Here is a 26,068-nt window from a genome sequence, read left to right on the forward strand (position 1 = left end):
ATCAAGCCAGCGCTAATAACACTATTATTATTAAACCAGAAGCACTTAATACCAGTGTTTGCTTTTTTAACAAGGGTGACTGTAATCCCATAATAAAACCCGACACCATCACCAACAGCAACCCCAGCGCAAAGGCTTTTTCAAACCACTTAAACCAGCCTGGACCATGGCCTTTGTGTAGCTCGATCATCATTGCCTGCAAGTTGGGCTGCGCTTGATCGACGCGAAGCTGTTCGCCGTGTTGCTGCAAACGAAAGTGCTCACGACTGGTGGGACGTGTGTACCAAGTATCACCCTTGATTTTCAAATACTCAAAATCGCTGGCCAATTGCTGGGCTTGCAACAGCTTACGGACTTGCTGAGTGCGTTGAGCACTGTCATCAGACCAGTCCGGCGCGGTAACATGAGCCAGCGTTTGGTAATTCATCTGACCTTTGATACCAAACAGATATAAACCGCCGGAAATTGCCATCATTATTACCATTGGGGTAAAGAAAGCGGCCAAATATAAATGCACAGTGACCAGGGTTTTTCTTGACATTGTTCAATTCCAGCGGTGACTTCGTTAGGTAGCGCACAGTAGCAGTGTTTTTTTGCAGTTTTACGAAAAAAGCATCATTTATCCTTGATCATGCTCAACTAAACTCATGAGCAGCCAATACGTCTATCAGCAGTTTTTCCGACCAGGATGCTATGACACACAAACAATCTCTCTTTGATGTTCTTATCCCTCAGCCCGCTTTGGACTGCCTGCTGCAACTGGTGCAGTGGCGCAACGGCGATGCCGATGCCGTGCTGTTAGCTGGTGAATTGCAACCACATGCCAGGTTGCAGACCCTGTCGCAACAGCAGTGTCAGCAAGTGCTGCACACTGCCTGCGATGAAATGAATGAACCCGCGCTGGGGCTTTATTGGGGCAATCAATGGTTATTGTCTTGCCACCATTGGCGACAGCAGTTTGTATACAGTTGCAATACCGTGGGAGCTGTTCTGGAACAGTTGTGCGCTCGCTTTAATGCACACATGCCACGTTTTCAGTTGCAGCTGGACCATCATGCCGACCTCACCCGCGTCGCCATCGAGACAAAAGAGCAAGACGATGCCTGCGACGACATGTTGCTGGAGCTGTGCATCAGCCTAACGTACGCCTGCCTGACGTATTTTTCTGACGACCGCTGTCGTCCCATCGAAATTCAGTTGCAATCCCGCGAACCACACCATCAGGCGTTGTACCCGGCATTTTTTCATTGCCCGGTGAATTTCCACTGCGCCCACAATCAAATATTGTTTCGCCAACAAGATTTGCAGCACTCCGTCGCCGACAAACATCCAGGGCAAAAGTACAGCGATAAAGTACGTTGGTTATTTAGCCATGTGCGCGGCCACTACCCGACTTGTGAACAAGCAGCTGAGCCCATGGCCCTGTCCGGGCGGACATTAAGACGACGATTGCATGATGAAGGCACCAGTTATCAACAGCTATTAGAGCAATGGCGGCAACAACGAGCGCAACATCTGCTGCTGCACACGCACTTAAGCGTGCAACAAGTGGGGTATGTGTTGGGCTATTCAGACCCAGCCAACTTTGGCCGGGCCTTTCGTCATTGGTTTAACCGCTCGCCGCGGCGCTATCGACAAACAGAAGGGACGCTTATAGCGTAAACTCGACGTGCTCGCTGTTGATCCGGCACACGCAGCGATCCGGATTGCTGCGAAAGCGCGAGTCCTGCACGTATTCAAACTCCACCATCCAGCCGCCTTGTTCAATGCAATAGTCCTCGCAGGCGCAACGCGCATCCCAGTAAACCTTGATAAAGACCAGAGCGGCAAACACCAAGCAGGCATAAAACAGCGGTTTTACCCGCCGTTCTATGGCTGCATCCCAAGGCGTGGAGCGAGTGGGTTGGCGCATGCAGATTAGAAAACGATGGTTTTGTTGCCGTGACGTAACACGCGATCTTCCAGGTGACTGCGCACACCTCGGGCCAACACCATTTTTTCCACATCTTTGCCCAACCGTACCATGTCTTCCACCGTGTCTTTGTGGCTGACGCGAATGACGTCCTGATCAATGATGGGGCCAGCGTCCAGCTCTTCTGTAACGTAGTGGCAGGTCGCACCAATCAGTTTGACGCCACGCTCTGCGGCCTGATGGTAGGGCTTGGCGCCGACAAAAGAGGGTAAAAAGCTGTGGTGAATATTGATCACCTGGCCAGCGTAACGTTGGCACAAATCTGGCGGCAGGATTTGCATATAACGTGCAAGCACTATGGTATCGGCGTGGTGCTCATCAACAATGGCACTGACACGGCGGAAATGTTCTTCTTTATTGCTTTTATCCACCGGCACATGAAAAAAAGGAATGCCGTGCCATTCGACCATAGAACGCAATGTGTCGTGGTTGGAAATCACGCAAGGAATATCGCAATGCAGTTCCTGACTGTGCCAGCGATGCAGTAAATCGGCCAAACAATGGCTTTCTCGGCTGGCCATTAAAATGACTTTTTTGGCCTCACCCGAGTCTTTGACATCCCACTGCATATCAAACGCGTCGGCAATGGCAGCAAACTCTTGCTTAAACTGCTCCAGACCCAACGGCAAAGAATCCGCCTTGATGCAGTGGCGCATAAAAAACTGACCACTGGCCAGATCGGAATAGTGATTCGCTTCGACAATCCAGCCACCATGGCCGGACAGGAACTGCCCTACTTTGGCAACAATACCAACACGGTCAGGGCAGGAAATGGTTAAACGGTACACTCGTTCCATAACAATATCTTCTTTTACTCAAACGCAGGCGCCCAATACGGCGCGTTTAAAACGGCCGCACAGCATACCAGCAGCGCAGGCTGTATGCCGGTTTTTTAATCGATTGGTCGAGTTTTATGACAGACTTGGCAGTTGTCGCAGCCACCACCAAAGACTCGGCGGCGGCTAGCTTACCTGGAGCTGTTAACGCGCCACCGCCAGCGCTTGAGCCAACGGCCCACCACGCTGAATGGCCTCGCTCAGCAGTTGATCGGCTTTTACCGGCCCCAGGCTTTCACATAAACCGATGTAAAATAGATTCAGCAGCGCCCGCAGTTGCTGCTCGTCGTAGGATTGCAACGCCATCGGTTGCTGCTGTTCGATGCAATGCACCAGGCTTTGAATGAGCGCAGCCGGCAAGCCTGTGCGTGCGCCTTGTGCGACGATGTAATCCTGAATTCGCGCTATGGTGTCTGAGCGCAAATGCGACAACAGCGTCGACATCATGTCGTTGAGTGGTTGGCTGTAGTCATCCGCCCCTTGCGCCAGGGTATCCTGCTGTTGCCGCTGATAGCGTTGCATGGTCGGCCAAGGGTCGTCTTTGAGCTGCTCATCTTCGGCCATCAGCAAACCGATTAAGCGCCGATACAACTGCGAGCGGTGCTGTTTAATCGCTGGATAGTGGCTGCACTGACTAAAAAATTCATTCAGCTCAAACTGCGCGCGCTGCGCAAACTGCTGTTGCCAAAGCCACATCACTGGCCACAACTGGTGCTCCGGCAGCCATTCCGACAACACGGTATACATCGCCCGACGACGTTTGCTTTCGCTCATGCTGGCTACTCCCGTACGTAGGTCGCGTGTTGGTGAAACTCAGGGTAACCGACCTCATCATGCTCGCTGAAGTCCAGCCCTTGCTGTTCGTGTTGCGTGCTTGCTCGCAGCCCAAACCAGCGTCGCAAAACAAAAAACAACAATAACGCCAACGGAAATGCCCATAAAAACGCCGCCACCGCACCGATCAGCTGCACCAGTAGCTGCGTCATATTAAACAGATCATCCGCGACAAACAGACCCGCCGCCAAGGTGCCCCAAACACCCGCAAAGCCATGCACAGGAATGGCGCCCACCACATCATCCAAGCGCCAGCGCTCCAACAGACGACTGCCCATCACCGCCAAACCACCACCGATCAAGCCGGTCAGCGCAGCGTATTCCAGATCCAGCACCGCACAGCCTGCGGTAATCGCCACCAAACCTGCCAAGCTGCCATTGACGGTGGCCGTTAATAGCACCGGCTGTTTAATTAAACGGCTCATTAACCATGCCCCAACCGCACCTGCGGCTGCGGCCAAATGGGTATTGAGTACGATTTTGCCGATGTCACTGCCAGCAGCCAGGGTGCTGCCGCCGTTAAAACCAAACCAGCCCAGCCATAAAATAAATCCACCGAGTGCCACCAGCGATAAATTGTGCCCCGGTATCGCTCTGGCTTCGCTACTGTGTTTATCAAAGCGACCGCTGCGCGGCCCCAATACAATAATGCCCGCCAAAGCACACCAAGCACCGATGGAATGCACCACAGTTGAACCAGCAAAATCAATAAACCCTAAATCTGCCAGCCAGCCGCTGCCGCCGTATAAGCCGCCCCACACCCAACTGCCAAATATCGGATAAATCACCCCTACCATTACCGCTGCGGCCAATAAATAAGCGTCGTAACGAGTGCGCTCTGCCATCGCGCCACTGCAAATGGTGACGGCAGTAGCGGCAAACATGGTTTGAAACAATAACAGGCTGTAATCCCAGTCACTCACCTGACTCACACCAAAGTGACTCATGCCTAACAAACCCGATGGGTTATCACCAAACATCAAGCCATAGCCAACGAACCAAAATACCAAGCTGCCCAGGCACACATCCATGTAGTTTTTCATCATCACATTGACGGCATTCTTGGCGCGTGACATGCCACTTTCTAACAAAGCGAAACCGGCCTGCATAAAAAACACCAGCGCCGCAGCCATCACGATCCACACGGTGTTCATGGATAAAATCATTTCTGGTGCAGTCGTTGGCTGTGCCATTGCCATACCAGGCGCCAGCCACCCTATACCGATTAACCCTTGTTTTATCGTCATTGGCAGATCCCCTTGCTATCCCATCAGGCGGTGAGCGAAGACACGTCGGAATAATTCTGTCAGGTCGTGTATCACCTACCGAGACCGCGGAGTTATTCACACGTGCGTTAAAACCTCAGCAATGGATATGCCACACAAATGGCTATTTTTATGTTTTTGGCACAAAGCATCCAACCTAGCACCACCACAAGTACCACCACGAATGCCAGCGCGAATTGGCTGTTTTCTTTTGTGAATGAGGACTGACCACAGCGCTCAGATCATCCTGACGACCTCCACCTCAGAACTAACTGAGCGCCAGTTTTTGCCCCAGCTCAGTGCGGCGACACCATGCAGTGACACAGTGCTGTGCACCAAACCAAACAACACGGCTGTTGGCCGCTTGCTCACATTTTGACCAATACGGCCGATAGATAGAAAACAGAGTGATCGATACCTAGGGCGCCTCTGAATAATTAGATCCCCGCAGGAAGCGGGTTGCGGGCCTCCATAACGTTGTTGGCGATGTTGAAAAGGGCTGACCATTTCCTGCTATCACCGCCTCGTTCTGAACGCCAGCTGCACTCGCGCAGAGTTGTGCAGAATTATTCAGAGGTGCCCTAGGTGATCATTGCCTGGACAGGTGCGCTGGATTCGCGGAATAATCAATGACATGCGTGTTATCGAGCAGCGATACACAGGAGGCGACATATGTCTTTAGTAGTCTTCGATATGGGACGGCGGGTGGAAACCCCAGTTCAGCCGGATCGCCTGCGCACCCATAAAACCGCTGCGACCACAGCCCTGCACGACGGCCAGCCCAGCACCCATGGCTACGATGCCATCGCCGACGATGCTTATCAACAAGCCCAGCAACGCCCGCCTCAGCCCGTCGCCTACGTGCAGGATATAATGTCTGCAGACGTCGAAACCCTGTCACCCAGTGATAGCTTGGGATTGGCACTGCGGCGCTTTAAGAACAGCAGTTTTCACCATTTTCCAGTGGTGGATGAGCAACTTCAGGTGCATGGTATTTTGTCCGACCGCGACGCACTGAATGCCATGTTGCAGCACACTGATATCCAACATCACCCTGTCAGCCGTTACGCTAGCCATCCGGTGGTCTGTATTCGTCCCAGCGCCGACATTCGCCAAGCAGCACAGACCCTTTACCAATACAACATTGGCGCACTGCCGGTAATAAATGAGCAGCAACAACTGTGCGGAATTTTGACACCGTCCGATATTTTGCGCACATTGAGTCATTATGGCCCGATGGAATTATGGGCCTGATCAGCCAGGCCCGGACGTGGCCTAAGGAGTAGAAATGATCAAAACCTATCAACTGGTTCACCCTAAAACTCACCTGCGTGTACTGTCCCGCTACGAAATTCAACAACTCACTGACACCAATAGCGAAACCCATGAGCTGGTCAGACGCTGCTGTTACGCGGTATTAAACGCTGGCAATGGCAGTGATGATTATCTCGATTTAGAACAAGACTATCGCCACTTTGATATCGAAGTGTTGCAGCAAGATCGCGGCATAGTGCTGAATTTAACCAACCCACCTGCATCCGCGTTTGTCGACGATGAAATGATTCGTGGTGTACGTGAGCAGCTGTTTTCAGTATTGCGCGATATTCTCTACGCTCAGGATTCAATTTTACGTGCCCATCGTTTTGACCTAAACAGCTCCGACGACATTACCAACGCGGTTTTTCACTTATTGCGCAATGCCGGTGTGTTAAAGCCGGATATGGAGCCTAATCTGGTCATTTGTTGGGGCGGACATTCGATTCCGCGCCATGAATACGAATACACCAAACACGTGGGCTATCAGCTCGGTTTGCGCGGCATGAATATTGGTACCGGCTGCGGCCCGGGTGCGATGAAAGGCCCAATGAAGGGCGCCGCCATTGGCCACGCAAAACAGCATTTGCGCAACGGCCGCTACATTGGTATCACTGAGCCTGGCATTATTGCCACCGAGGCGCCCAACCCCATCGTCAATGAACTGGTGATTTTGCCCGACATTGAAAAACGCCTGGAAGCCTTTGTGCGCATGGCCCACGCCATCGTAATTTTCCCCGGCGGGCCTGGCACGGCAGAAGAACTGCTGTACCTGCTGGGTGTGCTGTCACACCCAGACAATCAGGGCATGCCGTTCCCGGTGATTATCACAGGTCCCAAAGAAGCAGAAACCTACCTGCGCGCTATTGACGAGTTTATTGGCACCAGTTTGGGCAAAGCTGCACAGCGGCGCTATAAATTAATTATTGACGACCCAGCGGCTGTGGCAGTGGCGATTAAACATGGCCTTGGCGACGTACAGGCTTACCGTCGGCGTGAAAACGATGCCTATTTCTTTAATTGGCGCCTCAATATCGACGCCGATTTCCAACACCCATTTGAACCCACACACGAACAAATGGCCGCGTTAGACCTGCATAAGGATTTACCTGAGCACGAATTAGCCGCCAATTTGCGCCGCGCTTTTTCCGGCATTGTCTCCGGTAACGTCAAAGAGTCGGGGGTATTAAAAGTGAAGGAGCATGGGCCATTTCAGCTGAATGGCGATGCCGACATCATGGCCGGCATGGACGCGCTGTTACAAGCCATGGTCGAGCATGGCCGCATGAAAATCAGCGGCCAATACACGCCTTGCTATCAAATCAATAATAGCTAAGTATTTCTTCAATTCCGGTATCGCTGTCCAGTTCCACTTGCTCATGCATGTGTGGCAGCGGTGCCAGAATCGCATCACGTCCCTGCGCGAAAGTTTGTTCTTTTACCAACACTTTGTAGGCTTTGTTGAGCTCCAGCGCGCGCTGCGCTGATGGCATCAGCAATACTGAAATATCCTGCTGCAACTGCGCAAATGCCTCCGCTTTCGGGGTCATGTCGGCGTTAAAGAACTTATTTAACACTTCGTAGTTATTGCGGTACTCATTGCCCGTCGGATTGTTCTGCAGATAAAACGCATACTCGCCCTGACCATCTTCACGCTTGGGATCGGCCACGCCACTTAAATCCTTGTCAAACCAGTGGTACCAGCCATCGCGGAAAGTTCCATGATCAAATTTACGCTCCAGCGACACGATGGTGTCGTTGCTGGCCCCCATGCCACCGTGGCAACCGGCGCAGAAATAGGTTTCTTCGTAATTTTGCGGCCTCAGCTGGCCGGCATCGTCTTCAATAAAACCTTGGTAGGTCCAGCCGTGTGCCACGGTCAGGCCTTGCTCAGCATTGCCCGTCACCTGTTTGGTGCGCTCTGGGAAGTCGTGACGCTCCTTGATTTCTTTATCGACAATGGTGCGCAACTGATGATAATTCTGCCAGAACGATTTTTTGCCATAACGGAACTCTTTCATCCGCTTGGCCATGCGAGTGCCCTCGGCGGTGACGTCCAGGTAGCGCACGGTATGCGCAAACTCGGTACCGACCGGCAACAAACGCGCCGCGGCTTTTACTTCACCGGCTTTTTGCAGCTCACCGGCCAAGCCAACGTAATACATGTGGCGATCTTGCAGCGGCGCCCATTCATAACGAATCACCGAGCTGATGCTGAGTACGCCGTCTTTATTTAAATCCACGCCCAATTGGGTTTCGTCCACCGGGCCAAAGGGGACGTCTTTTTCCCGCGCAATGGACTCGGCAATGGCGAGGTTTAGCTTGTAAATTTCTTTATCAAATTCGCCCTTACGATTTTGACGAAACGCCGCTGGCAAACGAATCATCACATCGTCGGTCGAGCCATTGGTGGGCATAAAAGTACCGGGGAAAGGGTAATACGCAAACACCCGCCAGCCTGTCAGGCTGCCATCGGGCGCGGTATCGAAACCTTCATCATCAAAATTAAAGTACACATCGGGCACATAACCGTCCCACTGGCCGTTGTCATTGCGATCCCACTGTTTCGGTGGTTGAGCGAGTTTTTGCGCCAGAATGATATCGCCGCTGTCGGTCTGATAATTGTCTTCACGCACGTACTTTAAAATCTCCTCATCGGAGATCTGGCTCACCTCAGTGCGGCGATCTTTAAATGCGTTGCGCCAGTAATTATCCACCCCAGGCTCAGGGAAGGTGTAGGTCGTTTGCACGTCGGTATCGTTGAGGAAATTCGGGCGCTTACTGTTGGTGTGACACACATAACAAGGATTATGCGCTCCGTTGTCGCTAACTGGGTCGGTGTAACACTGCGGCGGTATGTAGGCCACGGGGTTGCTGCTGGTGTCGTGGCTAATGTCGATCAGGGTGCCATAGGTCAGGTTGGCCTCGGCGGGTTGAACGGTTTGAGCAGTGGTTGAGGGTGTTTGCTGCGCGGCATCAGCACTCTTATTCGCGCTGTTATTGTCGCTGCTGTCAAAGCATCCGCCGAGCAACACGGCGGCTGCCAGCCAAATGGTGTTTTTCATGATCGTCTCCAACAAAAAAGGACGGCCAAAGCCGTCCCTTGTAGACTAACCAGACAATGTGACTACTGTTTTACAGCCGGGAAAGGTCCGATGTAACCCGTGTAGGCACGCGCTTCACCAGCGCCTGTGTCTTTATCACTGTCAGACTCACCGTATGGATGCTGTACCACCGAGGTCAGGTAAGCCCAACCGTTGATGTTCGGGTACCAGTATGGCGAGGTGGTTTCGGCGCCGTATGGCGTGGTTTGAATACGAGTCAGCGACTTGTCTTCAAAGTCGTAAGCCCAAATCACGTCATTCTGGTGGCCACTGCCGGTGTCCTCACCAATGATCAGCTTGTCGTAGCCTGACATGTAGGTGACGTTGTCCGGGTTGGCAATGCCATCGATATGACAGCTGTTGTTGTCTTCAAAACCCGCCACTTGTGGGTCTTGCTCAGACACAGGACGACCAGAGACCAATCCTTTCATGGTCGTTGCGACGTACTGTGAGCCCATGCTCGGCACGCTGAACAAATCCAGCTCATACACAGTGCCGCACTTGTTGTAGCTGTCCAGGCGGATATGGTTCGGGCCGCCAATATCGTAGGAGTTTTTCGCGCTGCCGTTTTTCTTGAAGTCTTCCATGCCGCGCTCAACCGACGACATCGCGATGTACAGCTTGTTGCGCTTGCTGTCGAAGGTAACACCCTCTTCCTTACGGAATTCCGTGGTGGCGCCCATCATCGCGGCGTAGCGGCGAGTTTCGAAACGTGAAGCAACGGTTTCCATGCCCGCTTTCACTTTCAGACATTCCTGACCGTTACCGCCAGCGTTGATCGAGGTGTAGCCCACTGGGCACACATTCGACTCAGGCTCGACGGCATCAAAGATGTCCGCAAACTTCACTTTTGGCTTGCCGTTGGTGCCATGGACGTAGTCTTTCATCGCCGCATTAGTGGCGTGACCCAGGCTTACCCATTCCAGTTTCGCTTCACCCGCGCCAGCGGCTGACGTTTGCTTCCAAACCGCAGCGTAAGTGGTACCCGCTGTCAGGTCACCGGCATTGTCGGCAACAAACATATACAGACCAACGTTGGTGCCATCGTCCGTCATGTACACGGTTTTCTGATCTGGCATCACGTACGACAGCTCATACGCCAAGCGGCCCATGGCGTAATGCTTGGTGGACGTCACATCAGCGGCTTCGTCCACGGCGATTTCAATGTTCCAGCCGTAGTAGTAGGGGTTCCACTCACTGATGTCGGCGTAATAATCCAGCATCGGCGCTGAATAGCCGTTTTCGGCAGCATCGGCACCGGTGATTTGCACGCTGGCATCCGGCTCATACTCTTCTGACGCCAAGTGCGTTGTCCACGGTGTGACCGAACCGGCGCAGTGTACCCAGCCGCCATCAACACCAGACTGGTCGATTTGCTCCAGCGATTTCACCGACAACACGCCGTTGTCGTCCTGATTCAGTTCCATCAGGAACATGGCGCCTGGGCGGTCTTCAAACTGCGATACCGAGAACAGCTTTTTGCCTACCGGCAAAATGGAGGTAAATTCGTTTGAATCAGAGATGCGCACCGAGCCGTCTTCGGCTTTCAGTACAGTGCCCGCTTTGTCGATCAGCTGACCGAACTGCTTGCCGTCCTGCACCTCACCTGAACGCAAGAAAGTGCGATATTCGCCGCCGTAGGTTTTGTCTTCAACGGTGGCCGTAGAAGCAAAGATGGCGCGCTTTTCCGCATCCGTCGCCGGTGCAGCAACACCAGCAAAAGAGATTTCACGCGTCGCAGGGATGTTATTGTTGTCATCGTCGTCATCACTGCCACAACCAGTGACGGCGGCCGCAGCTGCCGCAATCATCATCGCCTGAACCAGGCGCGACTTCATCATCGTTTCCATTATTTTCTCTCTCATTGAACCCAAGTAGAGTCGGGAGGGTGCAGCCTATAAGCGCTTAATGACAATTCAGATAAGAAAATATGACAGAAAAAAGACACATAGATGACAAGGGTTTAAGAACAGCGGTTGAGGCGTGTGCAAAAATCAAACACGACGTGTTGTAGGGCCGATAATTCAGCACCATAAGTGCCAAATACTGGATCGTCCGTTAAAACCGCTGCCCCGCTAAGCAGCGGCAAATTACGGTAAGAATTTTATGCTGGCAAACCTTCTTGTACCCCTTCTTACAACCCTTCACACAGCTCGGCCAAACGCACATCGCGCTGACTGATGCCATTCACATCATGCGACCACCACAATACCTCCACATGGCCATAAGTAATGGTCAGCTGTGGATGATGGTCGTGCTCGTCGGCGAGCTTGGCCACTTGCTGTGCAAAGGCCATGGCAGAGGCGAAGTCGTTAAAACGAAAATCTTTTTGCAACGCAGCAACGCCTTGCAGCATTTGCTGTTGCCATTGTGGCAACGTCGATAAAGCTGCCTGGATGGCATCATCGGATAATTTGTCGCTCATCTAGGGTCCTCCTTAAATGCATCGCTTTACCATATCCGCCTGCAGCGGAGCTGAAAAGTGCTGCACAAGAGTTGGCGCAGGATGTATAAAAGCCTAATACAACCTGCTAATGGTGAAACATGCTAGAGCTGAGACCCAATTGCGAATGCTGCGACGCCGACCTGCCGCCGGACTCCAAAGATGCGTTTATCTGCACCTTTGAGTGCACGTTTTGTCGCCACTGCAGCAAACAGGTGCTGCAACTGATCTGCCCGAATTGCAGCGGCAACCTAGTACCTCGCCCAATACGCCCAGCCTCGGCACTGCAGCGCTATCCGGCATCGACCGGGCGTATCCTGAAGCCTTCGGGCTGCCAGAACCACACGCGCTGACGCTCATACACTGCGTACTTATTTATTCATGTGCCCGGTTTATTCACGTGCCCGGTTTATTCACGTGCCCGGTTTACTCACGTGCCTTATTCTTCACATGTTTATTCGCATGCCCGAGCAACTGGTTGGCCAGAAACAAAGCTGGCCACTGCACAGTCAGTTGCGTGATGCTGATCTGATCAGCCTTTGCCTAGGGCTGACTTGAAGCCGCATTGAGGCCACATTGAGGTTGAAGCCGAGGCGAGCGATCCAGCAATAAACTCAGCAGTCCCAGCAAGGCCAGAGTGATGCCCACCGCCATCGGAGCTTGCAGGCCATAGCCCCACTCCAATGCCTGGCCGCTGGCGTAACTGCCAAACATAATGCCGAGCGTAATCACCGACGCATGCACCGTGTTCACCAACGGTCGCTCGCCGTTAGGCACCTGCATCACACGGCTGACCATCGCCGGGTTCATGCTGATGCCAGTCAGACCCAGGCCTAACACCGCCAATACCGCCAGCCAGAGCTGATGCGCCTGCCACGCCAACAACGCCTGAAACGCGCCTTGCAATAGCAAACCAGCCGCCAAAATACGCAGATTGCCACGACCCGCCAAACGCGCCACGGTGTGGTTGCCCAACAACATGGCCACGCCGTAGGCAAATAACAGCCAGGTCACCGAGTGCTGGGACAATCCAGCCAGCTGCGTAAGAATCGGAACGAAATAACTGAAGGCGGCGTACACCGCGCCAATGACACAAAAGCTGGTGGCGAACACCGCCCACAGTTGGCGGCTGTAAAATGATTGCAGTTCCTGGCGCACACTCATGCGCGGCGCCGCGCTTAGCGCTGGCAGCCAAATCGCTGTGCCCAGCGCCGCCAGTAGCGCCAGCAGCACCACCAACCAGAAACTGGCGCGCCAGCCATAGGCTTCGCCCACCCAACTCGCCAGCGGCAAACCGACAATGGTGCCCACCATGATGCCGGCCAAAACGATGGCCACCGCTTGAATGCCCAGCTCTGCCGCCACCAGTCGCCGACAAGCGGCCAATGCGATACCAAAAAAAGCGCCCGACACGGCTCCGGTGATCAACCGGGACAACACCAACACACCATAGTTATTGGCCGTGGCACCGAGCACTTCTCCCAGCACAAAGACGGCATACAACCAATACAACGTGGTTTTTGCCGGCTGACTGGCCAACGCCAACGTCAGCAGCGGCCCACCCAACGCCATCGCCGCCGCGTAAAAAGACACCAAATAACCGATTTGAGAAATACTGGCGTCAAGATCTTCCGCCATTAGCGGCATCATGCCCAACACCTGCAGTTCGCAGTTGATCATGGCAAAAATGCCCAGCGCCAAAATATAAACCGCCAGAGGCATGCCTGGTTTGCTCTGCATCGTCATACTGAATCCTTGTGAAAATTGAGGCGGGCAGTATCACTTATGCAATAAGTTTGATTAACTCGGCCTCAATCCTTTCAGTAATGATTAAAGTCATGGACCTGAACGCCATTCGCCAGTTTCTTAAAGTCGCTGAGTGCCTCAGCTTTACCGACGCCGCAGCTCAATTAGGGGTGACACAATCCGGTGTGTCACGCGCCATCAGCCGCCTGGAGCAACAGTTGGGCGTGCGGCTGCTGCATCGCAGTACCCGCCGCCTGAGTCTGACCGCCGACGGACAGGTGTTTTATCAGCGCAGTGCGCCCTTACTGGGTGACTTAGCAGCACTTGGGCAAGAGTTGCAAGAGCGGCGCAGCTGCCCCAGTGGGCGATTAAAAATCAGCGCGCCGTCGGCATTTGGCCGCGCAGTGCTGATGCCCATTTTGGCCAACTTGCTGAAACAACATCCGCAGTTGAGCATCGAGGTAGTGATGAGCGATCGCATGGTGGACTTAGTAGAAGAAGGCTTTGATGCGGTGTTGCGCACCGGCGATATTCGCGATCAGCGATTGATTGCTCGCCCGCTAGCGCCGCTGACCTGGCTGACCGTGGCTTCGCCAGAATATCTGGCGGCGCACGGCACGCCCAAACACCCGGACGAGCTCAGCTCGCATAACTGTTTGCAAGTACGCAACCCCTATACTGGCCGTGCGGTGCCCTGGCGTTTTATCGAAGCAGGCAAGGAAAGCAGCCGCCAGCTGGAGGGAAATCTGATGTTTGACCACGGTGACCCATTGCTTGATGCGGCGCAGCAAGGCATTGGCATCGCACAAATCATGGCTTTTTTTACACGCGACGCTATGGCCCAAGGGTCGCTGCAGCCGATCTTAGAGACATTTAATCCGGCGCCGCATGCGCTGTCGTTGGTGCATCAGCCATCGAAACAGCATTCGGCAAAACTGCAGGTATTTAAACACGCCTTACTGCAAGCGTGGGGGGAGTAACCTCGGTCGTGTTATCCACGGCCTGTTTACTGGTATCAGATTTGGAGGTGATCCATGCAGATTGAGTTTTGGTTCGACTTTGCCAGCAGTTATTCCTACCCGGCCGCGATGCGCCTGCAAGCCTTGTCGGAGCATCATCACATTGATGTGCGCTGGCGGCCCTTTTTACTTGGGGCGATTTTCAATCACCAAGGCATGCATGATTCTCCGTTCAATATCAACGCAGTAAAAGGTGAATATATGTGGAAAGACTTGGCCAGAGTGTGCCAAGACTTATGCCTACCCTTTGCCAAACCCGACGTTTTTCCGCGCAATGGTTTATTGCCCGCGCGCGTGGCCTGTTGTTATGCCAACGAGCCTTGGCTGCCAGCGTTTGTGCGTGCCGTATTCGCCGCCAATTTTGAACACAATGAGGATATTTCTTCGCCTCATATCATTGAACAATGCCTTAGTCGCTGTGGCGTAAATAAGCCCGATATTTTAACCGCCGCCAGCTCAGCAGAGAGCAAACATCGACTGCGACAACAAACGGACGAGGCATTACAACGGGGAGTGTTTGGCGCACCGTCGTTTTTTGTTGGTGAGGAGTTGTTCTGGGGCAACGATCGTTTAGAGCGGGCGATACAGTGGGCGCTGGAGCCAAAGTAGCAGCAGGAAGTAGTAGCTAGAGATAGCAGCAGGAAACAGTACCAGAAGTAAATAGCAGCGGCGGCCAGCACCGCCGCTCTAAATACAGGTTACGTCATTACTCGCCGATCAGTGCCTTAATCATTTTCTGACCGACATCAGTGTGATGCTGCATGGTAGAAAACTGCTTAGTAATGGCCTCTGGACCAAAGGCATACACAGGCACAGGTGCTGCGGTATGGGTGCCATTGCCCCAGGTCACGCTTTGCTTAGGCGCAATTTCACGCGCAATCAAAGCACCGGTGTCTTCATCGGCATACACATAGAAGTCTGAAAAATCGTTAAATTTCGGGATATTGGTCGCACTCAGATATTTGTGCTCAGGGTGCACATCTTCGGCTGGCACTTCATAGCGCGCCGCAATGCGCTCGCCCGATTCGGCATCAATGTGAAAATCCTGATGCAGGCTGGCATTCACCGCAGCTACCCAATCCGTTGCCTGGGTATTTGAGAAATCCCAGTCGCCATTCACAGCGCTAAGAATGTCGTAGAACGAGCGTTCTTGTGCGTAAATTTTGTCCAGCGTTGCCAGCGCGCCAAAGTTATACTGCGGCTGATAATCACGCGCACTGCCATCGCCATTCACCATGCCGTCGCCCGGCAAGGTTTTCGCCTCAGGGATATCGTGCTTGTGATACGCCATACCAAAACCACCGGTTTCATGGTCAGCCGTCACCACCACCAAAGTATCGTCACGTTCTGCAGCCCATTCGTATACGGCCTGCACTGCTTCATCAAACTTCAGCATTTCATGCAATAACCAGCCGGTGTCGTTGATATGACCCGCCCAATCGATTTGACCGCCTTCAACCATCAGAAAGAAGCCATCTGGATCTTGTGACAGAATATCCAACGCTTTTTTGGTCATTTCTTTCAGCGATGGCTCATCAGCGCATTTGCTGCCCGCGTCTGCCGAGCCAGCTTTTTTGCACTGGGTGTATTCAATACCATCGTTCATCGCCGAATCGTCAAATAACCCCAACAGCTTGCCTGACGTCACCGCATTCATTTGCTCACGATCGAACGCCAGGGCATACCCTGCGTTTTTGGCTTCAGCAAATAAGTTGCGCTCATCATCGGCGCTGCGCTTGGACTTTTTAATCACGTGAGTCGGAGCATTCAATTCTGCCGCAAGTGCATCAAAATCATCCACCTTAGGTGCCCAATGGCGCGAACCACCACCCAACAAAACATCCACGCCGGCATCTAATAAGTCTTCAGCGATTTCATTTTCCATCGACCGATGTGGACGATGTGAGGCAAACCCTGCCGGCGTGGCATGGGTTAAGCGCGTATCGGTAATCAGGCCGGTAGCCTTACCCATTTTTTGCGCTTTTTCCAAAATGGTTTCGACTTTATTGCCCTGATCGTCCAAACCCACGGCTTCGGAAATAGACCCCTGGCCAGTTGCTAACTGGGTGGCCGAGCAAGCGGAGTCCACCACCAAACCGGCGTTGGCGCCCATCGGGGCAGTCATCGATAAACCCAAAGCACCGCCTTCCGCCAAACGCTGTAAGCCAGTGACCTGACCAACTTGTGCGGCATTGGCGGGCGAGCGGCGCGCATACTCTTCCAACAGCCCTACCTGCTGAGCGCCCATACCATCGCCAATCATTAAAATCAGATTCTTCACCTGACCTGACTGACTCACGGCCGGTGCGTCTGAGCTGGAGTCGGAATCACTGCCACAAGCAATCAGCAAGGTCGACGCTGCTAAGGTCGCCGACGTCAACATGGCTGCTGATAATTTGGTGAGGGTTTTCATGGTATTTTTAACCTTCGAAAAATCGAACAAACGATGACCCATTCGATCTGGGCCGGACTGGGCGGGCACGCTACAAAGGTAATGTGAAAGATTTATGACAATACTGATCATATGTTCAATCAGTGACTGAATTGTCCCGAAAAAGCACTGTTTGCCTGTACTGGTAGAGTGTTATCTTGGAAGGCCACTGACGAAGAGGCGTGAGCCCCTGGCTTGGGTGGGTCAGGCCTTGTTCCCTGTTTTGCCGATGCGGTGTTGAATATGCCAAGTTGAAGACGCCGTATTTACCGCATCAGAAAATCCGACTTATGTGCTGCTATTGGCGCATGCTGCACTGCAAGCAACTTCTGCAAACAACTCCAGCGAGCAATGTCATTGCCCACTCAGGTAGTCGGTTAAAACGCGAGACAGCGATAAGCAAGAACAGGCAACCGACACTCACTCATAAAAGCAGCCCCTCCAGCTTGCCGGTATTTCGCTGGGTTGGTAGCTTAAACGATAAGGATATCATTAGTTTTATCCCCAAGCTCCAGGGCGCGACAAACGCTATTTTGATGGATAATGGAATGCTATGTCTCTCGGGTAGAAGGTCTGAATGCAAACAGGATACACTTGGTTGAGTGCATGGCCTGAAGTGTACTTTTCTAACACTTCTACCTGCAAAAACAGACAGACTTATGTTCTGCTAGCTGCTTAAGGAGTGCCAACATGGAAGCCAATAATCAACTGATCATTGCAGGCAGCTTAAGCTTCATTGCTGCCATCCTTCATATCGCCATCATCTTTGGCGGCCCCGAATGGTATCGCTTATTTGGTGCGGGAGAAGCCATGGCACAGTCCGCTGCATCGGGTAGCCATCAGCCTGCAGTGATAACGCTAGGCATCGCCTTGGTCTTAACCATTTGGGGGCTTTATGCATTATCTGGCGCGGGAGTTATTGGCCAGCTCCCCTTATTAAAGGCAGCCCTGATACTCATTACTTCTGTGTATCTACTACGTGGTATCGCTGGCTTAGTACTGCCATTTATTTCAAAGCACCCAGCCATCATGCAAAATTCACTGACTTTCTGGTTGGTCAGCTCAGTGATCTGCTGTGTGTTTGGTGCTTTTCATTTACTGGGATTGCTCAATAAATGGGAGCATTTTTAACATCATAAAATCTAAGTAGCAATTTTTCAGAACTGTGGATTTTCGGATTTCAATGGGTAACTCAACCCGGAAAATATTTTTATTTTTCTTCTGCAGCGTGAGGTTTTATTGTAACCAGGACAGGACAGCCATCTTAGGGCCCACCTTAAGACCCCGGCTCACAACAGGCTCACTCTTGTCTACCAAACACGAGAGTTTTCTGAACAAACTGCTTTGAACAATCAATTTTGATGAGTTTTTCAGCGATGGTCGGTAATTGGGGCGCTAGCTAGCCGCAGATTTCTCTGACTATGTTGAATGGTTACAAGATGTTATTACGTGGATCGATCGAATAACGAACGGCAGCAACTAAGCCCAGGCGGGCGCTGGTAGTTCAGAGCATTACAGGCCAAGCGTAGTTTTTCTTCGCCGCCGGCGAATGTCTGAAAACAGTCTTCAAAATGTTCAGCCATGGCTAACCATTGCTGGTCATCAATGCCTAAGCGATTGAGAATAGCAGCGGCATTTTGAGCAATGGCGCCGCGCTTATCATGGCGAACAACCCTCCCCGTCCAATCAATCAGTTCGAGATAATCCGTCAGCTTCATTTGAATGCCCGGCGGAATGTTGTGCCGAGGATTGCCAACAAAAGGTAATAAGCCTTTGACTTGTTGGTTGGGGTGGTTTGGCTGTTTGCTGATTTTGGCTTTTTCGATTCGCCGCTTCACCGAAGTGTGGGCGGATGCTTCTGGCGTGGCGGCCATGTTTGCCCGCACCGGGTTAAGGTCGACATAGGCCATGCACGCAGCCAATGCAGCTTCGTCCAGCAGCGCCTGGGATTTAAAACGCCCTTCCCAGAAACGGCCAGTACACTGGTCTTCCTGATTGGCTTCTCGCGCAACGGCCTCATTCAGCACCCGCATAAACCAACTGATGCTAGACAAGCGTGAGCGCCACTCTTCTACGTAAATCTGCAGTCGCTTTTGCTCAGCCACGCCTAATGCGTCACCGTTCATAAAGCGCTGAGACAGCATGTTACCGCTAAATAGCATGTGCCAGCGCTCAATGACTTCCGTGTCGCTCCAGCGATTGGCGCGCTTAGCATCAATAAATAGAACAACGTGATAGTGGTTGCTCATAATTGCGTAAGCAGCGACTTCCACTGCAAACACCTGGGGCAGAGACAACAGCTTATCTTCCAGCCAGCCTCGGCGGTGTTCGTAGCATTGGCCAGTCATATGATCCGTACCACACAGAAAAGCACGCCGCACACAGCGTGATACACAGTGATAATACGGCGTGGCGTCGAGAGAGACCTGATGTTTTCTGGGCTTAGGCATAATGACACTCCGGCTCTGCAGCAGCTGAAATCAGCCTAGCCGCTGCGGAGCAGGCTGCCACCAACGTGACAGTTTAGAGTGGGTGTCCATGTTGTTCCTTTACAGCCATCAAAAAGCAAAAAATATACAACACTAAATACCAACCATACCCGCACAGACTATCCGGATAGCCAACAGCAGGACTTTCAATAAAAAACTTAATTACCGACCATAATAACTGCCACCACAACCATTCTGCTCATTGACAAAAAACCACCTTCCACACACAATACCTGCGTCATCAAATGGCGAATATCGGATACTAGAACTCAAGGAAGCAAAATGAAGAAGATTTTTCCCCTGTTTTTCTTAGCTGTTATTTCTGGCTGCGGAGGAGATTCATCTGGTAGCAACAACGATTCAGATGGCACTACTATTGATAATGATGATCAAAAGAGTGAGTACATGGATCCAAGTGATTTTTCAGCTCATTTCAATAACAGCAGAGACCCAGAAACAGAGACCACTGAGGAATATGAAGCAGAAGAAGCTCGCAGACTCGCTGAGGTAGCCAATACAAAGCTCATTAAAGAGATTGATGGAAGCTACGATGCAGACACAGGCTATGCTACCGTCCGCATCGCGTTTGGTTACAGCATTAACGAAAAATTTCAGGGACCATCATACCTAATTAACAGCAGCGTTTGGGGTACAACAAATAGTAGATCAGACATCGTATTCCTTAACGAGACAGAAGCGTTTAAGTTTTACTCATCAGACTTAATTCCAAACTGTGAAATCAGAGACAAGTACAATAGCGAACATAAGGAAACACACTGCGATATACAGTTCCCAGTCGAAAGAAATAAATATAGAGATTACGACTACCATTTTCTTTTCGATCTTAAAGTGGATACTGTGCAAGGGTTTTCTAGCAAACACCATGGCTCTTTAGGCTCGTCGTATAGTAAAGACATTCCCATAGCAGAACTTAGATCGATTTCCATCATTGATCTTAAAACAAATACAGTCTTTGGCACCATGTTCCCTTACAAATAGGCTTCTCGCGCAGGAAGGATAGCTCGCTAAAACTCAAATGAGCAAATAGCCAAAGCAATCCCGCCATTAAAAGAGGGCCTTGCGGCCCTTTAAAATCAAACCATTATTACTCAACATTAATCCGCTGATACCACTGCTATGGTCAGGTTTCTCGAACCTACAGCCCGAACACCCACCTCAACTTCCCCGACAACGTCGAAGCCTTCTAGCAAGCAACCGCTGTCACTGCGCCCAATCGGCCTGAGATGGCGCCGCTAGCCTGCGACGCCCACCAGGCTGCTCTGCACGGACGCAGAGCAAGCAAACGGGGCGTGGGGTTCGCCCTGTTTGCGGGCCGCCCGTTGGCAAGCAGGTTTGCGGGAATACGCCATCTCGGCCGGGAGCAGGATTGTTAAGGGGAGCGGCCTTCCCTTAACTGATTAAGCCCGCGCGCAGCCGGGCGAATCACCTTTATGATTTCTTTTTCACCATTAAAAGAATTGTGCGAATATCCAGATCCAACCCCACGACATACGCTATCTCACCGCTAATAAAAAAGGGCCTTGCGGCCCTTTAAAATCAAACAAAGCTTACCCTACATTCTCAGCATTAATTCGCTGATACCACTCCTGTGGTCCGGTTTGATGAACCGATTCACCCTTGCTATCAACGGCGACGGTCACTGGCATATCTTCCAGTTCAAATTCATAAATCGCTTCCATCCCTAGGTCTTCAAAGCCGACCACTTTGGCGCCTTTAATCGCTTGCGACACCAAATAAGCGGCGCCGCCTACTGCCATTAAATACACAGCCTCATTGTCTTTAATGGCTTCAATCGCCATTGGGCCGCGCTCGGCTTTACCGATCATGCCCAGCAGGCCGGTTTTTTCCAGCACGGTGCGAGTGAATTTATCCATGCGTGTGGCGGTGGTTGGGCCAGCTGGGCCAACCACTTCTTCGCGTACTGGGTCGACTGGGCCAACGTAATAAATAAAGCGGCCTTTTAAATCCACTGGCAGCTCTTCGCCTTTGGCGATCATGTCCACCATGCGCTTATGCGCTGCGTCGCGGCCGGTGAGCATTTTGCCCGACAGCAAAATGGTTTCGCCTGGCTGCCAGTCTTTCACATCTGCAGGCGTGACGGTATCCAGGTTCACGCGGCGTACGTTATCGCCCACTTCCCAGCTGATTTCTGGCCAATCTTCTAATTTCGGCACTTCCAACTGTGCTGGGCCTGAGCCATCCAATACAAAGTGGGTATGACGCGTGGCCGCACAGTTAGGAATAATCGCCACGGGCTTGTTGGCGGCGTGGGTTGGGTAGTCGGCGACTTTAACGTCCAATACCGTGGTTAAACCACCCAGACCTTGGGCGCCAATGCCCAATTTATTTACTTTTTCGAACAGCTCTAAACGCAGCTCTTCTGAGCGGTTAGAGGCACCGCGTGCTTGCAACTCGTGAATATCGATCGGGTCGAGCAGTGCTTCTTTGGCGATTTGCATGGCTTTTTCTGCCGTGCCACCAATGCCAATGCCAAGCATGCCTGGCGGGCACCAGCCAGCACCCATCTTGGGCACTTGCTCCAATACCCAATCCACCACCGAGTCAGACGGGTTCAGCATGGCGAATTTACTTTTTGCCTCAGAGCCGCCGCCTTTGGCCGCCACGTGCACGTCAACGGTATTGCCCGGTACCAGCTTCATGTGAATCACGGCAGGCGTGTTGTCTTTGGTGTTGGCGCGCTTGCCATCTGGGTCGGCCAGCACCGAGGCGCGCAATACGTTATCTGGGTGGGTGTAAGCACGGCGCACGCCTTCGTTGGCCATGTCTTCGACACTCATATCACCCTCGAACTTAACGTCCATGCCGATGGTGAGGAATACAGTAACAATACCGGTGTCCTGACAAATCGGACGTTTGCCCATGGCACACATGCGCGAGTTAATCAGAATCTGCGCCATGGCGTCTTTGGCGGCTTTGGATTCTTCTTTTTGATAAGCCTCGTGAACGGCGTCGATAAAGTCTTTCGGATGGTAATAAGAAATGTACTGCAGCGCGTCTGCCACGCTTTGGATCAGGTCTTCTTGCTTGATCACCGTCATGGGAGGTCTCTCTCTGGCTAAGTAAAAACCCACGCTGCCAGACCAGGTGGGTTTATGCGGTTAAGCAGATTGTACCGCAAGCCAGAGTGCGCTAAAACGGCCACCACCAACTGCCGCTGTCGTCCTCCTCGGAGAGCTGGCCTTCAAATACCTGTTGCAGCTCTTCGTCGGTTTCAGGCTGCAGCGCTGCTAGCTTCTCCATGCCGTCATCCAGCATGCGAGTTTGTGTCATCTCTTTGTAGGCTAACTGTGGTGATACCAGTTGCAGTGGGCCATCCCCCAGCGGCAAACCTTCTAAGTCGGGCGTGATCGGGGCAGGGTCGATTTCGGAGTAGCGCCAGTAATAGATTTGCCCGGACTGGGCGGTAAAACTGATGTCGCTCAGGCGATGAATTTCAAAGCTTTCAATGCCTTCAAAACCAAACAATCCGCGGCGAATGACCAGATCGTACTCGCCCGGTTCCAGCTCGTACCAGGTATAACCACCGCCTTTGATATTAAACAGACGCTCGCCGTTGACGTTAAAGCTCGGCGCTTCCAGCTCGTCCATCGACCACTCGGTGGGCGGCCTGTAGACATAAATAAATGCCGACTGATTGCGTTTGCACATATGGCCTGTACCGACAAAATCGGCACCGTCGGGCGCGCCCATAAAAGAGCCAAAATTATGACCAATGGATTGGTGTACGGTGCAGCCGCTTACCAGGAGCAACGCGGCCAAGGAGATGCCTGCTTTTATCATTATTGTTCTGCCTGCAGCAGCGGCCGATTCGGGCCAGCCGGTATACAAGGAAAAGTTGCGTTGCTATCATGCCACACTTACACAAAATAACAAAAACAATGAGGTCAGCGAAATGGATAAGACCTTGCCTTCTCACCCTTCGTGGCTGCCGCCAGTGACGCTCGCCTATGCGCTGTGCCTATGTGCATTGGGTGCTCACGCCGATGACTACTACACCAGTGAAATTGATCGTGCCGTCGAGCATGCACAAGCCAACCCAGTACGCTCCGAGCTGGTGGGCGATACCTGGTACGATCGCTCCACTTATCGCAGCTTTGCTTTACCATCTCTGCCCAATGACATCATGGACAGCCAGGTGATTGAGGGTGCCATGGGCCCCACCGCTGCCGGTGAAGCCGCTGCCGCCGAAGCTGACCGGCCAGTACAGCAAGCGGCGCTGGGTCAAACCGATCGTGATGGTGTGCTCGACGAAGGCGAATCTCGCTCTGACACCAGTGGTGGCAACGAGGTAGAGCGCGACCCCAACGACGTCATTATTGATGAGATTTCTTACGAAAGTGAGGCCTACACCGGGCGGGTTAAAAATGTGCGCGGCCGCGTCAATATTCGCGCGTCGGCAACCCCTTAGCGGGAGGTATGGCCATGCTACGTTTTGCAATCATTAGCCTGCTCAGTGCGGCGGCGTTTGCCAATCAGGATAATTATTATTCCGATGACTTGTTTGAGGCCATCGAACAAGCGCGAAAATACAGCCATCATTACGATTACAGTCAGCCCTACCGCTACAACCGCACCACGTCACAGAGCATTGATATTCCGCGTTTATTGAATCAGGAAATGGCGCAGAAATACGTGATGACGCCAGACGAAGTCGATTTGCAAGGCAATCCGCAAAACGCCGGTGAGCTGCGCAGCGACAAGCCGCTCAACACTGCCCCCAATACCACGACTGGTGTTGCCACCGGCAGTGCAGCATCGGTATCGGTGCGCGTTAGCGTGCGCTGAACTGTTTGCGCAGCGCTTGCCTTGCGCGACTCGACAGCAACATAATCGCCTGGTCACGCTGCCATTGTTGGCGCTCGGATTCCTCTGTCAGCTGATTTGCCATGTCACTCATTTGCTGTAGACATTGCTCGACTGCATCTAGGCCCGCTGCGTCATAGCGCTCAGGCTGGGCGGCGAAATGGTCGATTAACCGCTCGCACGCCTCAAGCACAGCCTGGCCATTATCTACACGCTTAAATAACCAACCCGCCACCGCCAATGTCACGTGCACATCTTCCCAGTAGCGAAATGGCTTGTTGGCGCGCTGGTGCGCGTCTGATAAGAAAAAGTCATCTTCAATAACGACTTGGTCGAACACCAGCGGACAATGACTCACTTGTGGCACAAAGGGTTGTGGCAACGGCGCTTGCGGCTGAATGCCCTGCGCCTGCGCCGCTACTTTCACCAGCACCAAATCCTCATGCTGCCGCGCCAGTACATACAGCCAATCCAAGGCGATGGGTTGCATTAACATCACATGGGATTTTTGCCCATTGAGCCGCCCATTGGCGACACTGCAGGACATCGCCGACAGCGAGGCCAGACCTTTTTCCGATACACAAAACGCCGCCAATTCGCCAGCCTGCAAGCCGTTATCCACCTGGCGCAGCGCCAACTGATAACCCAGCAAAAAAGCCGAGGCAATACTGTCGGCCTGCTGGCCAAGCTGCCACGCCAGCACAGCGGTTTCGCCCGATGCCGACGGCAGATGCGCGCGCAGCGCGTCGAGGTCGGTTACGGAAATCATGGTTGAATCTGCGGTCTGAGGGCCGCCACTTGCTGGCGCAACGAGGTGATCACTACTTGCTGATCACGCAATTGCTGGCTGTGTTGCTGCAATTGTTTTTCCAGCATTTGCAGCGCTTCAGTGTTTTGCCCACTGCGCAACTCTGCTGCCGTCACCGACGCCAAACTGGCTTGTTGTTGCTGCACTTGTTGTTGCAGTGCTTGCAGCTGCTGCTTCAGGTTATTGCCGCTTTGGTCAGACTTGAGTGCCTTTACATCGGTGGCGAGCTTGGCCAGTGTGGCATCGACTGTTTGCAGCTCTTTTTTGAGCGCTTGGCGACTTTGCTCGCTGCTGCTTTGCTGCTTTTTCAGGGCGCCGCGAACTTCTTTGACGCCTTTGGCATTGCTGGCAATGTCGGCTTTATTGCGCTTGTTGGACACATCCCACAGCTTGCGAATTTCCGACATGTGCATTTTTTGCGTTGCTCGCACCGCCTGCAACGAGACATTGGCGTCTTCATCGGTGGCGCTCAGCTGCTGTTCTAATTTATTCAACGCCTGCGACTGCTGCTGCAATTGCTGGCTCATGTCAGTCAGCTGCTGGTGCTGGCCGTATGCCAACACCGCCAACCCGGCGGCGGCAATCACAGCGACTCCAGCCATTAACGCCGCCAGCGGCGAGGACTTACTGCTGGCCACGGGCGCGGCAGGAGAGCTGCGGCGCGGGGCATCATCGGCGCTGATTTGAATATCACTGACAATGGGCTCTTTGCGATCCGACATAGCATGGTTCCTGATTTTTGTGGCGCCAGTATACCGGTTCGTCGCGCAGCAACGACAGCCGTAGCCCACAAATTGCGCTGTTTGCTGCTATTTGCTGTAGCTGGCTAGAGCAGCAAACCGGCTTCGTGATCTGAAATCCTCTGACGATCCAGAGCAGGCAGCGAATTGTTCTGAGATGCCTTAGAAAATACCCGCACTTTTTGCGTGAATAGCACGGTGCAGGGGGCGGTGCTATTATGC

The 26,068-nt window shown here is 52.6% G+C and carries 25 protein-coding genes; 10 read left to right on the forward strand and 15 right to left on the reverse strand.

The features are described 5' to 3' along the window. Position 1: 1 nt before the first annotated feature. Positions 2-541 (reverse strand): PepSY-associated TM helix domain-containing protein, encoded by a 540-nt coding sequence (locus CHH28_RS01135; RefSeq protein WP_094058587.1) that lies wholly within the window; start codon positions 539-541, stop codon positions 2-4. A 152-nt stretch (positions 542-693) separates the two neighbouring features. Between CHH28_RS01135 and CHH28_RS01140 the strand changes: the two genes are divergently transcribed. Next, positions 694-1,662: an AraC family transcriptional regulator gene (locus tag CHH28_RS01140; RefSeq protein ID WP_094058588.1), complete on the forward strand. Its 969-nt coding sequence runs from the start codon at positions 694-696 to the stop codon at positions 1,660-1,662. Here CHH28_RS01140 and CHH28_RS01145 read toward each other — a convergent pair. From CHH28_RS01145 to CHH28_RS01160, 4 genes are all read right to left on the reverse strand, one after another. Further along, a complete protein-coding gene (locus tag CHH28_RS01145) occupies positions 1,652-1,912 on the reverse strand; it encodes a hypothetical protein (protein WP_094058589.1) in 261 nt (86 codons plus the stop codon). The genes CHH28_RS01140 and CHH28_RS01145 overlap by 11 nt on opposite strands. A gap of 5 nt (positions 1,913-1,917) precedes the next feature. Further along, on the reverse strand, positions 1,918-2,769 hold the full coding sequence (purU, locus tag CHH28_RS01150; protein ID WP_094058590.1) for a formyltetrahydrofolate deformylase: 852 nt from the start codon (positions 2,767-2,769) through the stop codon (positions 1,918-1,920). 183 nt (positions 2,770-2,952) lie between these two features. Continuing rightward, the gene (locus CHH28_RS01155; protein ID WP_157729711.1) at positions 2,953-3,582 is read right to left on the reverse strand and encodes a hypothetical protein; all 630 of its coding nucleotides are present in this window, start codon (positions 3,580-3,582) and stop codon (positions 2,953-2,955) included. A 5-nt stretch (positions 3,583-3,587) separates the two neighbouring features. Beyond that, positions 3,588-4,889 carry an ammonium transporter gene (locus CHH28_RS01160; protein ID WP_094058592.1) on the reverse strand — a complete coding sequence of 434 codons (1,302 nt, stop codon included), beginning with the start codon at positions 4,887-4,889 and terminating at the stop codon, positions 3,588-3,590. Positions 4,890-5,579: 690 nt separating this feature from the next. Between CHH28_RS01160 and CHH28_RS01165 the strand changes: the two genes are divergently transcribed. Next, positions 5,580-6,161 carry an HPP family protein gene (locus CHH28_RS01165; RefSeq protein WP_094058593.1) on the forward strand — a complete coding sequence of 194 codons (582 nt, stop codon included), beginning with the start codon at positions 5,580-5,582 and terminating at the stop codon, positions 6,159-6,161. Positions 6,162-6,195: 34 nt separating this feature from the next. Continuing rightward, positions 6,196-7,557, forward strand: coding sequence for a nucleotide 5'-monophosphate nucleosidase PpnN (gene ppnN, locus CHH28_RS01170; protein WP_094058594.1), 1,362 nt, complete (start codon positions 6,196-6,198; stop codon positions 7,555-7,557). On the opposite strand, the gene CHH28_RS01175 is transcribed toward ppnN, so the two are convergent. The 3 genes from CHH28_RS01175 to CHH28_RS01185 all read right to left on the reverse strand — a co-directional run bounded on the left by CHH28_RS01175 (position 7,544) and on the right by CHH28_RS01185 (position 11,750). After that, complete coding sequence (locus CHH28_RS01175; protein ID WP_199243966.1) at positions 7,544-9,286, reverse strand: hypothetical protein; 1,743 nt, start codon at positions 9,284-9,286, stop codon at positions 7,544-7,546. The two genes, ppnN and CHH28_RS01175, sit on opposite strands and share 14 nt — an antisense overlap. 62 nt (positions 9,287-9,348) lie before the next feature. Further along, positions 9,349-11,175, reverse strand: a complete 1,827-nt coding sequence (locus tag CHH28_RS01180; RefSeq protein WP_199243967.1) for a PhoX family protein — start codon at positions 11,173-11,175, stop codon at positions 9,349-9,351. Positions 11,176-11,459: 284 nt separating this feature from the next. After that, entirely contained in the window at positions 11,460-11,750 is a 291-nt protein-coding gene (locus CHH28_RS01185) for a 4a-hydroxytetrahydrobiopterin dehydratase (RefSeq protein ID WP_094058595.1), read from the reverse strand. Positions 11,751-11,869: 119 nt separating this feature from the next. On the opposite strand from CHH28_RS01185, the gene CHH28_RS01190 reads away from it, so the two are divergent. Then, a complete protein-coding gene (locus tag CHH28_RS01190) occupies positions 11,870-12,121 on the forward strand; it encodes a DUF1272 domain-containing protein (protein ID WP_094058596.1) in 252 nt (83 codons plus the stop codon). Positions 12,122-12,311: 190 nt separating this feature from the next. Here CHH28_RS01190 and CHH28_RS01195 read toward each other — a convergent pair whose 3' ends face one another. After that, on the reverse strand, positions 12,312-13,514 hold the full coding sequence (locus CHH28_RS01195; protein ID WP_094058597.1) for an MFS transporter: 1,203 nt from the start codon (positions 13,512-13,514) through the stop codon (positions 12,312-12,314). A gap of 92 nt (positions 13,515-13,606) precedes the next feature. Here CHH28_RS01195 and CHH28_RS01200 point away from each other — a divergent pair, with 92 nt between their 5' ends. Together CHH28_RS01200 and CHH28_RS01205 are read left to right on the forward strand one after the other, a co-directional pair. Next, positions 13,607-14,494 carry a LysR family transcriptional regulator gene (locus tag CHH28_RS01200; RefSeq protein ID WP_094058598.1) on the forward strand — a complete coding sequence of 296 codons (888 nt, stop codon included), beginning with the start codon at positions 13,607-13,609 and terminating at the stop codon, positions 14,492-14,494. A gap of 54 nt (positions 14,495-14,548) precedes the next feature. Further along, the gene (locus CHH28_RS01205; protein WP_094058599.1) at positions 14,549-15,142 is read left to right on the forward strand and encodes a 2-hydroxychromene-2-carboxylate isomerase; all 594 of its coding nucleotides are present in this window, start codon (positions 14,549-14,551) and stop codon (positions 15,140-15,142) included. Between the two features lie 97 nt (positions 15,143-15,239). Here the strand turns inward: CHH28_RS01205 and CHH28_RS01210 are convergent, their stop codons facing one another. Further along, on the reverse strand, positions 15,240-16,946 hold the full coding sequence (locus CHH28_RS01210; RefSeq protein WP_094061936.1) for an alkaline phosphatase: 1,707 nt from the start codon (positions 16,944-16,946) through the stop codon (positions 15,240-15,242). Positions 16,947-17,654: 708 nt separating this feature from the next. Here CHH28_RS01210 and CHH28_RS01215 point away from each other — a divergent pair. Beyond that, positions 17,655-18,095 (forward strand): hypothetical protein, encoded by a 441-nt coding sequence (locus CHH28_RS01215; RefSeq protein ID WP_094058600.1) that lies wholly within the window; start codon positions 17,655-17,657, stop codon positions 18,093-18,095. 314 nt (positions 18,096-18,409) lie between these two features. Here CHH28_RS01215 and CHH28_RS01220 read toward each other — a convergent pair whose 3' ends face one another. Further along, positions 18,410-19,414, reverse strand: coding sequence for a transposase (locus CHH28_RS01220; protein ID WP_094058601.1), 1,005 nt, complete (start codon positions 19,412-19,414; stop codon positions 18,410-18,412). A gap of 321 nt (positions 19,415-19,735) precedes the next feature. Here CHH28_RS01220 and CHH28_RS01225 point away from each other — a divergent pair, with 321 nt between their 5' ends. Continuing rightward, positions 19,736-20,452, forward strand: coding sequence for a hypothetical protein (locus CHH28_RS01225; RefSeq protein ID WP_094058602.1), 717 nt, complete (start codon positions 19,736-19,738; stop codon positions 20,450-20,452). Between the two features lie 569 nt (positions 20,453-21,021). On the opposite strand, the gene CHH28_RS01230 is transcribed toward CHH28_RS01225, so the two are convergent. Next, positions 21,022-22,533 carry a fumarate hydratase gene (locus CHH28_RS01230; protein ID WP_094058603.1) on the reverse strand — a complete coding sequence of 504 codons (1,512 nt, stop codon included), beginning with the start codon at positions 22,531-22,533 and terminating at the stop codon, positions 21,022-21,024. Positions 22,534-22,624: 91 nt separating this feature from the next. Next, a complete protein-coding gene (locus tag CHH28_RS01235) occupies positions 22,625-23,275 on the reverse strand; it encodes a DUF2846 domain-containing protein (protein WP_094058604.1) in 651 nt (216 codons plus the stop codon). A gap of 112 nt (positions 23,276-23,387) precedes the next feature. Between CHH28_RS01235 and CHH28_RS01240 the strand changes: the two genes are divergently transcribed. Both CHH28_RS01240 and CHH28_RS01245 read left to right on the forward strand, forming a co-directional pair. Continuing rightward, on the forward strand, positions 23,388-23,903 hold the full coding sequence (locus tag CHH28_RS01240) for a hypothetical protein (protein ID WP_094058605.1): 516 nt from the start codon (positions 23,388-23,390) through the stop codon (positions 23,901-23,903). A gap of 14 nt (positions 23,904-23,917) precedes the next feature. Next, positions 23,918-24,280: a hypothetical protein gene (locus CHH28_RS01245; RefSeq protein ID WP_157729712.1), complete on the forward strand. Its 363-nt coding sequence runs from the start codon at positions 23,918-23,920 to the stop codon at positions 24,278-24,280. Here CHH28_RS01245 and CHH28_RS01250 read toward each other — a convergent pair. Continuing rightward, positions 24,267-25,067: a hypothetical protein gene (locus CHH28_RS01250; RefSeq protein WP_094058607.1), complete on the reverse strand. Its 801-nt coding sequence runs from the start codon at positions 25,065-25,067 to the stop codon at positions 24,267-24,269. The genes CHH28_RS01245 and CHH28_RS01250 overlap by 14 nt on opposite strands. Further along, the gene (locus tag CHH28_RS01255; RefSeq protein WP_094058608.1) at positions 25,064-25,828 is read right to left on the reverse strand and encodes a hypothetical protein; all 765 of its coding nucleotides are present in this window, start codon (positions 25,826-25,828) and stop codon (positions 25,064-25,066) included. The genes CHH28_RS01250 and CHH28_RS01255 overlap by 4 nt, the downstream gene beginning before the upstream one ends. Between the last annotated feature and the right edge of the window lie 240 nt (positions 25,829-26,068).

It is taken from the genome of Bacterioplanes sanyensis (assembly GCF_002237535.1).
Taxonomy (GTDB): domain Bacteria; phylum Pseudomonadota; class Gammaproteobacteria; order Pseudomonadales; family Oceanobacteraceae; genus Bacterioplanes; species Bacterioplanes sanyensis_A.

Coding starts and splice junctions, on each gene's coding strand:
- CHH28_RS01135 (WP_094058587.1), bottom strand. CDS start 541: ATGTCAAGAAAAACCCTGGTCACTGTGCATTTATATTTGGCCGCTTTC.
- CHH28_RS01140 (WP_094058588.1), top strand. CDS start 694: ATGACACACAAACAATCTCTCTTTGATGTTCTTATCCCTCAGCCCGCT.
- CHH28_RS01145 (WP_094058589.1), bottom strand. CDS start 1,912: ATGCGCCAACCCACTCGCTCCACGCCTTGGGATGCAGCCATAGAACGG.
- purU (WP_094058590.1), bottom strand. CDS start 2,769: ATGGAACGAGTGTACCGTTTAACCATTTCCTGCCCTGACCGTGTTGGT.
- CHH28_RS01155 (WP_157729711.1), bottom strand. CDS start 3,582: ATGAGCGAAAGCAAACGTCGTCGGGCGATGTATACCGTGTTGTCGGAA.
- CHH28_RS01160 (WP_094058592.1), bottom strand. CDS start 4,889: ATGACGATAAAACAAGGGTTAATCGGTATAGGGTGGCTGGCGCCTGGT.
- CHH28_RS01165 (WP_094058593.1), top strand. CDS start 5,580: ATGTCTTTAGTAGTCTTCGATATGGGACGGCGGGTGGAAACCCCAGTT.
- ppnN (WP_094058594.1), top strand. CDS start 6,196: ATGATCAAAACCTATCAACTGGTTCACCCTAAAACTCACCTGCGTGTA.
- CHH28_RS01175 (WP_199243966.1), bottom strand. CDS start 9,286: ATGAAAAACACCATTTGGCTGGCAGCCGCCGTGTTGCTCGGCGGATGC.
- CHH28_RS01180 (WP_199243967.1), bottom strand. CDS start 11,175: ATGGAAACGATGATGAAGTCGCGCCTGGTTCAGGCGATGATGATTGCG.
- CHH28_RS01185 (WP_094058595.1), bottom strand. CDS start 11,750: ATGAGCGACAAATTATCCGATGATGCCATCCAGGCAGCTTTATCGACG.
- CHH28_RS01190 (WP_094058596.1), top strand. CDS start 11,870: ATGCTAGAGCTGAGACCCAATTGCGAATGCTGCGACGCCGACCTGCCG.
- CHH28_RS01195 (WP_094058597.1), bottom strand. CDS start 13,514: ATGACGATGCAGAGCAAACCAGGCATGCCTCTGGCGGTTTATATTTTG.
- CHH28_RS01200 (WP_094058598.1), top strand. CDS start 13,607: ATGGACCTGAACGCCATTCGCCAGTTTCTTAAAGTCGCTGAGTGCCTC.
- CHH28_RS01205 (WP_094058599.1), top strand. CDS start 14,549: ATGCAGATTGAGTTTTGGTTCGACTTTGCCAGCAGTTATTCCTACCCG.
- CHH28_RS01210 (WP_094061936.1), bottom strand. CDS start 16,946: ATGAAAACCCTCACCAAATTATCAGCAGCCATGTTGACGTCGGCGACC.
- CHH28_RS01215 (WP_094058600.1), top strand. CDS start 17,655: ATGGAAGCCAATAATCAACTGATCATTGCAGGCAGCTTAAGCTTCATT.
- CHH28_RS01220 (WP_094058601.1), bottom strand. CDS start 19,414: ATGCCTAAGCCCAGAAAACATCAGGTCTCTCTCGACGCCACGCCGTAT.
- CHH28_RS01225 (WP_094058602.1), top strand. CDS start 19,736: ATGAAGAAGATTTTTCCCCTGTTTTTCTTAGCTGTTATTTCTGGCTGC.
- CHH28_RS01230 (WP_094058603.1), bottom strand. CDS start 22,533: ATGACGGTGATCAAGCAAGAAGACCTGATCCAAAGCGTGGCAGACGCG.
- CHH28_RS01235 (WP_094058604.1), bottom strand. CDS start 23,275: ATGATAAAAGCAGGCATCTCCTTGGCCGCGTTGCTCCTGGTAAGCGGC.
- CHH28_RS01240 (WP_094058605.1), top strand. CDS start 23,388: ATGGATAAGACCTTGCCTTCTCACCCTTCGTGGCTGCCGCCAGTGACG.
- CHH28_RS01245 (WP_157729712.1), top strand. CDS start 23,918: ATGCTACGTTTTGCAATCATTAGCCTGCTCAGTGCGGCGGCGTTTGCC.
- CHH28_RS01250 (WP_094058607.1), bottom strand. CDS start 25,067: ATGATTTCCGTAACCGACCTCGACGCGCTGCGCGCGCATCTGCCGTCG.
- CHH28_RS01255 (WP_094058608.1), bottom strand. CDS start 25,828: ATGTCGGATCGCAAAGAGCCCATTGTCAGTGATATTCAAATCAGCGCC.